Genomic DNA, 8,971 nt, shown 5'->3' on the forward strand with positions numbered 1-8,971 from the left:
ATCAGGGGGAAAATTCAGGTACTTTTTCCCTGAAAATTAGGTAGTTGACCACCTGAAAATCGGTAAAACCCATCCCCCATCCCCCATCCCCCAACCCCCAACCCCCAACCCCCACCGAAAAACTTTTTCAGCAGACCCTATGTAGGTTGATTCATGAATCAACCTACTATGAGAATTGATTCATGAATCAACCCTACTATGGGGGGATCTGAATTAAAACCCACTTACTTAGGGGAGGATTGTTGATTACTTCCCTCTAGTTTTTTCGGCCCAAACTTTGCTGGGTAATCCCCAAACATAGATGAAACCTTCGGCAGCTTTATGATCAAATTGATCCTCGGCCCCATAGGTAGCTAAATCGGGAGAATAGATAGAATTGACTGACTGACGACCGACCACTTTAGCGTTACCTTTAAACAGTTTGACTCGCACCGATCCCGTTACCTGTTCTTGGGTTTTGAGGATAAAAGCATCGATCGCTTCCTTTAAGGGACTGTACCACAATCCTTTATAAATTAACTGTCCGTAGGTATCTTCAATTCCCCGTTTATATTGGGTAACATCTCCAGTTAAAGTCAAACTTTCTAGGTCTCGGTGAGCATCAATTAAAACTAATAAAGCCGGGGCCTCATAAATTTCTCGGGATTTAATTCCCACCACCCGGTTTTCGATCATATCTAACCGACCAACACCGTGTTTACCCACTAGGTCATTTAATTGACTAATTAGCGTCACGGGAGCGAGATTTTCTCCGTTTAAACTGACAGGAATCCCCTGATTAAAACCAATATCGACGTATTCCGGCTCGTTGGGAGTATCGGCGATCGCTTTGGTCATTAAATAGATTTCTTCCGGGGGTTCCGTCATCGGATCTTCCAAGGGACCGGCTTCAATACTGCGCCCCAACAGGTTACGATCGATACTAAAAGGCGAGGATTTTTTCACGGGAGACTCGATCCCGAATTTTTCCCCGTAGGCGATGGTTTCTTCCCGGCTCATGCCCCATTCCCGGGCGGGAGCGAGAACTTTTAAACTAGGATTGAGGGCCATAATGCCCACATCAAAACGCACCTGATCGTTACCTTTGCCGGTGCAGCCGTGAGAGACGGCATCGGCCCCGTATTTCTCGGCGGCCTCTACTAATAATTTAGCGATTAAAGGACGAGCCAGGGCGGTAGAAAGGGGATAACGATTTTCGTAGAGGGCATTAGCTTGAATTGAGGGAAAAGCGTATTCTTTGACGAATTCTTCTTGAGCATTGACGACTAAGGATTCGATCGCTCCGCAGCGCAGAGCTTTTTCTTGAATTGGTCCTAATTCGTCTCCCTGTCCTAAATCGGCGGCTAGGGTAATCACTTCTTGCACTCCCCATTCCTGTTTGAGATAGGGAATACAGACGGAAGTATCGACTCCTCCGGAATAAGCTAAAACCACTCTATTGGCGCGTCCCATAATTTTTTCACCTAAAAACGACTAATTGATTACTCTTTTAAGTTTATTATATATCTTGGGGATTTGATGCTTCTTTTTTAATGCTTTTTTGTTTAGTTTTTGATGAAGAAAAGGAATAGGAAGTCACGAGCAAAGAGCAAAAACTAAACGGGCAACCAGCCGCTATTTACGTTTACTGGCAGGACGACGGGAGGATTTTTTCGGAGCGGTATTTTGGGGATTATCCTTAGTTTTATCTTTAAATACTGGAATAGTAAAATGAAACTGACTGCCGTTATTTTTTCCCTGGGATTCTGCCCAAATTTCGCCGCCCCAACCATTAACGATCTGACGACAGATAGCCAGTCCTAAACCGGTTCCCCCGGCACTGCGTCGCAGGGCCCCCTCCTCTTGGTAAAAGCGATCGAAAACCTGTTCTAAACGATTGGGTTCGATCCCGCGTCCAGTGTCAGAAATGGTTACTTCTAGAGTTTTTGGCTTTCCCGAAGCGACTTCGATCGAGACACTTCCCTCCCGTCCGGTAAACTTACAGGCATTATCGAGCAGTTTGGAGAGTAATTCCACTAACCACTCGCCATCGGCTAAAACAAAGGGCAGATTGGGGGGGACAAGATTGATAATTTTTGGGTTGTCGTTGTCGAGATTGCGGGAGTGAACGTGACTGATGGCTAATTCCACACATTCCGATAAGGATAAAGCTTCGGGATTCCAATTAACCCGGCCACTTTCTAACCTAGAAAGAGTTAAAAAATCTTGGATTAATTTACGCATTCGTTCCGCATCTTTCAGGGCAGTATCAAGCATAATTTGGCGCATTTCTGCCGGCATATCCGGTTCCGAGGCCAAACTTTCTAGACAGACTTGAATGGTGGAGAGGGGGGTGCGTAATTCGTGGCCGGTAATGGCGACCAAATTAGAACGAGTGCGATCGAGGGCGGCCAATTGTTCATTTAAATCCTGTAAATTAGCGTATGCCTCTGCTTGAATGAGGGCGACTCCGATTTGAGTGGCCACCGCATCCACAAGGGCGACATCCTCGCTTTTCCAAGTGGTGGTATAGGGTCCACAGTGATGCAGTTCCAACATTCCCAAGAGACGACTTTGGTAAAAAATCGGTACTAATAACCAGGAATAGATGGAACATTCCCGCACGAGATTTTGAATGGAATCGCCGGGGAGACGGGGATCGTGAATAGCGTCTTCGATTTTCAGGGATTCTCTCAATTCCAGCACTTCCTGAAAAAGAGGATTATTTTTCAGTGGCCATTTTTGTCCTTTGATGGAACTAATGCCGGGGTTTAAAAATTCGTGTTCGATGGTGGCGTTAATGTCGGCCTCATGACAACGATAGACCACGCAGCGACAGACTCCCAATCCCTGCCCCAATTTCTGCACTGCCACCTGTAGGATAGCTTCCGGATCGAGGGAACGACGGATCGAGGCTGTCACCGAGTTGATCAGTCTTTCCTTGTGTTCTTTCGATGCCAAGGAACGATTGGCTTTCAGCAGTTTATACTGTCCTGCTTGCAAATAAGTGACTAATCGCTGGATAAAGGGATCTGCTTCCTCTTGATGATCCCTGTCCGTCAGTTCACAGATCAGGTATTCTTCTTGGGCGCGCCTAATTTTCTCCGCTAGTTCGGGACGATAATCGAGAATATGATTTAAAAGAATTTGGGCGGCCTGTTGACTGCCATGGCGATCACTCGTCCAAATCCCCTCAAAACGACGATTATTATCCATAGCTGCCCCATTTTCCCCCTCTGCTGTCAGATGGGTTCGTTCCCGACAGATTAAACAACTAGCATAATGGCGACCGATAACCACTAGATGCCATTCTTGGGCTAAACTGTCCTCCGGTTGAAAAGCGATCGTCTCGTAAATGTCGGAACTATGCTTAAAATCGGTTTCTGGGGCCGACAAAACATAAACTTGCCCGCTTTTGTGGGCAATGCGTCGATAGCGATGGGCCTCTTGACGATAAAAGCGCTCACGCTGAAAACTGGCAATCACTAACGGTTGATCGTCTTCCGCTAAAACCTGATCCTCCATGGCGTGGGATAACGCAGTCAGGGATGCTTTGAAGTACATCTGCGATCGCCATTGGGGGAGTAACTGCAACAGTTCTGTTAAAACAGAAGTTGATCTGCTCATCGATGATCTGTTTCGAGTCGAGTGTGACTAGCAAGCGCGATAGAGGGAACTAGCAATTTATCCCTTGACCCTATCCTACAGGCTCAAGGGGACAAGAGGTGAGATCGTGATGGCAAGAAATTTAAACCGAGTGATGCCAAAAGTGAGCGAAATTATTCTAGTTAACTAGATGTAGGCGACTTTCATTGCCCAAAGAATCAGAGCAATAATACTACCGATAACGATAATCGACGATATCGCCACTACTGCCGGTTTATCGGCTCCCTCGAATTTCATGATGCCACGATTTAAGTCTGACATTGCCCTTAACTCCTTTTCATGAGATGGATGTGGAAAGTATGAGACACTTTAGGATCATAAATTAGCGAACTCTCATCTATCCGTGTTATTAGAAATTGGTATCATTCGGCTGTCTTTAATCATTCTAGGCGTTCTTTTCGCCCTTGCCCTTTTCCTTGAGGCTATTTTAAGAATTGTCTTCGGGTTCGGTAATCCGCTTATTTACGAAGCTGATGCTGAAATTGGCTATCTTTTGGCTCCTAATCAACAAACGCGCCGTTTTTCTAATCTTATCGCCGTTAATCAGTATTCGATGCGGAGCGATCCGATTACACCTCAACGGCCCCCGGAGACGACGAGAATACTGTTAATCGGGGATTCGATCGCTAATGGCTCCTGGTGGACGGATCAAAAAGAGACCATTTCTGCTTTAATCACCAAAAATTTAGGCCAGAATCTGACTGGTTCAGTGGAGGTTCTCAATGCTTCGGCCAATTCTTGGGGACCGCGCAATCAATTGGCTTATCTGCGACGTTTCGGAACCTTTGAATCCCAGGTGATTGTGTTATTAATGAACACCGATGATCTGTTCGCTTTAGCTCCTAGTTCGGCGGTGGTGGGACGAGAAATTAATTATCCCGCTCGCCGGCCGGCTTTAGCTTTAATCGAATTGTACGATCGATATTTTAAGCGTTATCCTCCCCTGCCACCGGTGCGAGAAGGGGGCGATCGAGTGGACAATAATTTAACCGCTCTTGCCCAAATTCAAGCCCTTGCTCAGGCTAATCAAGCCCGTTTAATTATCGCTATTACCCCCCTAATTCGCGAAGCTCAAAAACAGGGGCGAGATTATGAATTAAAAGCCCGTCAAAGACTAGCAGATTTCACCAGCAACCAGCAGATTTTTTATCTAGATTTTCTGCCCATTTTTCAAGCCCATCCCAATCCCGATTCCCTCTATATCGATAATATTCATCTCAGTCGAGACGGTAACGAGTTAATTGCCCAAAAACTCGCCGAGGCAATCAAAAAAGTCTTTTAATTAGGTTTGCCTGAAAAAGTTTCTTGCTGGGGGCATAATTCAGGATTTAGGAGTCAGGAGTCAGGAGTCAGGATTCAGGAGTCAGGGTGATAGGGATTTAGGGGTTTAGGGGTTTAGGGAAATTTCAGCCAAATGCTCCACTTCCCCACTTCCCCATCACCCCACTTCCCCACTTCCCCACTTCCCCACTTCCCCACTTCCCCACTTCCCCACTCCCCAATTCATAATTCATAATTCATAATTCATAATTCATAATTCATAATTCATAATTCCCTAACAACCATACCAAAGCTTTTCTATCTGCTTTGCTAGGGCTGATAACTCAGAGCGATCGCTTGTATCTCTTAACAGGGTGACATGGCCTAATTTTCGACCGGGACGGGATTTTTTACCATACCAAAAAACGTGAGCCTCCGGAATTGCCGCTAAAACTGCTCGTTTTTCGGCGTAATCGCCGTCACTATCCTCAAAACCTAATAAATTAACCATGACTGCCCCGGCAGATTTTAAATCCGCGGCTCCGAGGGGCAAATTAGCCACTGCTTGCAGTTGTAGGGCAAATTGGGAGGTAAGACAGGCAGAGAGGCTGTAATGACCCGAATTATGGGTACGGGGAGCGATTTCATTAATCAATACCTCTCCCTGGGAAGTGACAAATAATTCCATCCCGAAAACCCCCACCGCCGACAAACTACTTAACAGATGACGGGCGATAGGTTCGGTTTGAGCGTGTAAAGATTGATTAAGAGTGGCCGGAGCGATTACCCAGTGACAGACTTGCTCCTCTTGATGGGTTTCCACCAGGGGATAGGTGACGATTTCCCCAGTTAATCCCCTAGCGGCAACGATGGCTAATTCGCGCTCGTAGGGAATATAAGCTTCTAACATCAAGTCAAGACGCTCTAATTGCGGCTTTTTGGCGTTTAATTCTTCAGGAGTGCGAATAATAAAGGTTCCTTGACCATCATAACCGTGTCGTCGCGCTTTCAGCACCAGCGGAAAAGGATAATTTTCTAGTTGGGATAAATTATCTATCGCCCAAAAATCAGGCACAGGCAACCCTAGGGAGCGTAAATAACATCTTTGCTCGTATTTATCCAATAGGGGGCGCAGATTTGCCAAACTAGGATAGAATTTCACTCCTGTGGCCGCTAATTCTTCTAGGGCATCTAAATTAACAAACTCATTTTCAAACGTGATCAGATCACAATGTTGAGCTAGTTTTTTTGTGCCTTCCACGTCAGCTATTTCTGCGAAGACAACCCCGTCAGCTAAAGCAACGGCGGGATCGTCGGGGTGTGGTGTTTGTACAATTAGAGAAATGCCTAATTTCTTGGCTTCCTGTGCCATCATCCAAGCTAATTGTCCACCACCAATAACACCAACCCTTGTTTGCATCATTGATCACATCCTAAAGATTCCGGGGTAGAGACGCCGGTTTTTGAGTTTACACCCTCGGCTCTTTCACAGAGATTTTTGATTTGTTGAGCGTCAAGCACGGCAAAACTAAAATCAGCACCGTTGATGTTTACTCCCTCGAAAATGGTACGCAGCATGATCGCTTCGGCAAAAATGGCATCGCTTAAATCAGAATTTTTAAAGGTACTCAGATAGGCTAACCCATTGGTTAAGTCCGCTCCATGAAAGTTGCCTTCGATGATAGAGGCTCCGTTAAACACCGCCCCGCGCAAATCGGCAGAACTAAAGTTAGAATCTTGGAGATTAACGTTAGTAAATTGGGCAGATTGCAAATTTTGTCCCGAAAAATCCTTTCCTGTCAGATTCTGGTTTTCATAACTGGCATTGGCTCCTGTGACAGCAGCAGAACTGGCAGCTAAGGCATTGACAGGAGATAGGATAAATAGTAAGGCAAAAAAAGCGATCGCTAATCGAAAGATAGTCTTCATCAGGGGAAAATTCCATCAGTGGGCATTCTTGATTTTATAGCAGTAAGCCATCGGCCGTCAGCTTTTCGCTGGCCGCTAGAAATTGCTGGCACAGAAACCTTTATAATAGCTGTCTAAGCTTATACTGCCATGCAATTTAGTCTAAACAAAAATATTTAAGCAACGGGCCATCAGCTTTCAGCTAAATACAAAAGTTAATTAATTTTCTCTCTCCTGACTCCTATTTCTAAGGACAATTTCTGATTTATACAAGAGGTTTGATGGATACATCGCAACTTTTATTCAATGGTTTAGCCGTCGGCAGTATTATTGCTCTGGCTGCTGTTGGGTTAACCCTTACCTGTGGCATTTTGCGTCTGTCTAATTTTGCCCACGGCGATTTTATGACTTTGGGTGCTTACATAACTTGGGTGGTAAATGCTCAAGGGATTAATCTCTGGTTAGCGATGCTGGTGGGGGCAGCGGTGACAGCTATTGCCATGCTCATTGCCGAGAGATTATTGTGGAAACCCATGCGCGATCGACGGGCTGATTCTACCACTTTAATTATTATTTCGATCGGTTTGGCTTTATTTCTTCGCAATGGTATTTTAATGATCTGGGGCGGTAGTAATCAACGCTACGATCTGCCTGTGATGACCGCTACAGAAATTTTTGGGATTAAAGTAGCTTTCGATCGCTTGTTAGTCATTGGTTTGGCAATTATAGTTATTATTGCCCTCCATTTGTTATTGCAAAAAACTAAGATCGGTAAGGCGATGCGCGCCGTAGCTGACAGCACCGATTTAGCTAGAGTAACCGGAATTAACGTCGAATGGGTTGTCTTCTGGACATGGATAATTACGGGAGTTTTAACTGCTTTAGCCGGAGCGATGTTCGGGTTAATTACTGGGGGAGTGCGTCCCAATATGGGCTGGTTTTTAATCTTACCAATGTTTGCCGCCGTGATTTTAGGTGGTATTGGTAATCCCTACGGAGCGATTGCCGGGGCTTTAATTATTGGTGTTGCCCAAGAAATTAGTGTTCCCTTAATTGGTTCTGATTATAAATTAGCCGTGGCTTTATTAATTATGATCTTGCTGTTATTATTCCGTCCCCAAGGTTTATTTAAAGGCACGGTTTAACAGTTATCAGTTATCAGTTATCAGTTATCAGTTATCAGTTATCAGATGTAAGTTTTAAGTTTTAAGTTATTTATCTTCATCTTTATCCCTGTTTACTGATTACTGTTTACTGATCACTGAAAAGCCAAATTTTTAATCCTGAATATATTCTTCCCCGGTGATTAAAGCGTATTCAGCGCGGGTAAATTCTCGCCCTAAATAAGCAGCATGATCGAACATAGTAATTGGACAAGGTTGGTTTTCTTCGATCACTTTGACGGCTAATTCTTTGGCGGTTCTTGCGGTGTAAATAGTCTCTGGATTGCGATCAAGTTTTTGCCTAACACCGATAACTTTTCCCGTTTCTGGATCGACGGCTAAACCTTTTTCATTGATAATATTGCTGTAATGTTTGGCACAGATTAACCCTGCTTCTCGGTCTAGATAAATAATAAAATATCCTCCGGGATCGAGAGCGATCGGGCGTTTGGAAAGTTGATGATCAATAGCTGTGATTTGGGATTTTAATTCGCTCATTTTCTTGACAAAATCACTTAAATATGTAGATGAAAGCAAGAGCAAATTATATCACATACCATCATCCTTTTTCTAGAGCATTTTGTAAGTAGGGTCTGCTGAATAAATCTAAAAACCTTGTTGGATAATATCTTTAGGCTTTTTTGAAATCAAAAAGTGCCATTTCTTGGAGTGGTCGGGGGGAAAATTCAGGTACTTTTTCCCCGAAAATTAGGTAATTGACCCTCTGAAAACGGGTAAAACCCTACACCCTACACCCCACACCCCACACCCTGCCCCCACGAAAAACTTTTTGCCGCAAACCCTACTTAGATATAAGCCGTATTTTCTGTTAACAAATCTGACCTACTGAGCAATAATAGTTACTAATTCTGTACGCAAACGTCGCACTTTGAATCAGCTTTGTACGCTTTGACCCGTACCGGGCTAACTACAAGCCTCTCTATCGGATTCTTGCTAAATGCAACCTCTCCGACTACCTTTCTCCCTATATTTAA

General features: G+C 44.5%; 8 protein-coding genes and 1 pseudogene. 2 read left to right on the top strand and 7 right to left on the bottom strand.

All coding sequences use genetic code 11. The features are described 5' to 3' along the window. Positions 1-246 precede the first annotated feature (246 nt). The 3 genes from IM319_RS12910 to IM319_RS12920 all read right to left on the bottom strand — a co-directional run bounded on the left by IM319_RS12910 (position 247) and on the right by IM319_RS12920 (position 3,906). Positions 247-1,452 (bottom strand): argininosuccinate synthase, encoded by a 1,206-nt coding sequence (locus IM319_RS12910; RefSeq protein WP_286825848.1) that lies wholly within the window; start codon positions 1,450-1,452, stop codon positions 247-249. A gap of 162 nt (positions 1,453-1,614) precedes the next feature. Then, positions 1,615-3,606: a DICT sensory domain-containing protein gene (locus IM319_RS12915; RefSeq protein ID WP_287075615.1), complete on the bottom strand. Its 1,992-nt coding sequence runs from the start codon at positions 3,604-3,606 to the stop codon at positions 1,615-1,617. A gap of 165 nt (positions 3,607-3,771) precedes the next feature. Beyond that, the gene (locus tag IM319_RS12920) at positions 3,772-3,906 is read right to left on the bottom strand and encodes a hypothetical protein (protein WP_002736350.1); all 135 of its coding nucleotides are present in this window, start codon (positions 3,904-3,906) and stop codon (positions 3,772-3,774) included. Positions 3,907-3,988: 82 nt separating this feature from the next. On the opposite strand from IM319_RS12920, the gene IM319_RS12925 reads away from it, so the two are divergent. Next, the gene (locus IM319_RS12925; RefSeq protein ID WP_287735864.1) at positions 3,989-4,927 is read left to right on the top strand and encodes an SGNH/GDSL hydrolase family protein; all 939 of its coding nucleotides are present in this window, start codon (positions 3,989-3,991) and stop codon (positions 4,925-4,927) included. 273 nt (positions 4,928-5,200) lie between these two features. Here IM319_RS12925 and IM319_RS12930 read toward each other — a convergent pair whose 3' ends face one another. Next, complete coding sequence (locus tag IM319_RS12930; protein ID WP_287735865.1) at positions 5,201-6,328, bottom strand: 5-(carboxyamino)imidazole ribonucleotide synthase; 1,128 nt, start codon at positions 6,326-6,328, stop codon at positions 5,201-5,203. Further along, a complete protein-coding gene (locus tag IM319_RS12935; protein WP_002760385.1) occupies positions 6,325-6,834 on the bottom strand; it encodes a pentapeptide repeat-containing protein in 510 nt (169 codons plus the stop codon). Before IM319_RS12935 ends, IM319_RS12930 begins: the two co-directional genes overlap by 4 nt. A gap of 260 nt (positions 6,835-7,094) precedes the next feature. Between IM319_RS12935 and IM319_RS12940 the strand changes: the two genes are divergently transcribed. Further along, positions 7,095-7,958, top strand: a complete 864-nt coding sequence (locus tag IM319_RS12940; RefSeq protein ID WP_286825061.1) for a branched-chain amino acid ABC transporter permease — start codon at positions 7,095-7,097, stop codon at positions 7,956-7,958. A gap of 132 nt (positions 7,959-8,090) precedes the next feature. Here the strand turns inward: IM319_RS12940 and IM319_RS12945 are convergent, their stop codons facing one another. Together IM319_RS12945 and IM319_RS22525 are read right to left on the bottom strand one after the other, a co-directional pair. Further along, complete coding sequence (locus tag IM319_RS12945; protein WP_286825060.1) at positions 8,091-8,474, bottom strand: DUF4346 domain-containing protein; 384 nt, start codon at positions 8,472-8,474, stop codon at positions 8,091-8,093. Between the two features lie 365 nt (positions 8,475-8,839). Continuing rightward, positions 8,840-8,971, bottom strand: a pseudogene (locus IM319_RS22525) (RNA-guided endonuclease InsQ/TnpB family protein); the annotation flags it as partial.

The organism is Microcystis sp. M113S1 (assembly GCF_020246945.1).
Taxonomy (GTDB): domain Bacteria; phylum Cyanobacteriota; class Cyanobacteriia; order Cyanobacteriales; family Microcystaceae; genus Microcystis.

Bases quoted from the DNA above. Each gene is read 5' to 3' on its own strand.
- IM319_RS12930 (WP_287735865.1), bottom strand. From the start codon at position 6,328: ATGATGCAAACAAGGGTTGGTGTTATTGGTGGTGGACAATTAGCTTGG.
- IM319_RS12935 (WP_002760385.1), bottom strand. From the start codon at position 6,834: ATGAAGACTATCTTTCGATTAGCGATCGCTTTTTTTGCCTTACTATTT.
- IM319_RS12915 (WP_287075615.1), bottom strand. From the start codon at position 3,606: ATGAGCAGATCAACTTCTGTTTTAACAGAACTGTTGCAGTTACTCCCC.
- IM319_RS12910 (WP_286825848.1), bottom strand. From the start codon at position 1,452: ATGGGACGCGCCAATAGAGTGGTTTTAGCTTATTCCGGAGGAGTCGAT.
- IM319_RS12920 (WP_002736350.1), bottom strand. From the start codon at position 3,906: ATGTCAGACTTAAATCGTGGCATCATGAAATTCGAGGGAGCCGATAAA.
- IM319_RS12940 (WP_286825061.1), top strand. From the start codon at position 7,095: ATGGATACATCGCAACTTTTATTCAATGGTTTAGCCGTCGGCAGTATT.
- IM319_RS12945 (WP_286825060.1), bottom strand. From the start codon at position 8,474: ATGAGCGAATTAAAATCCCAAATCACAGCTATTGATCATCAACTTTCC.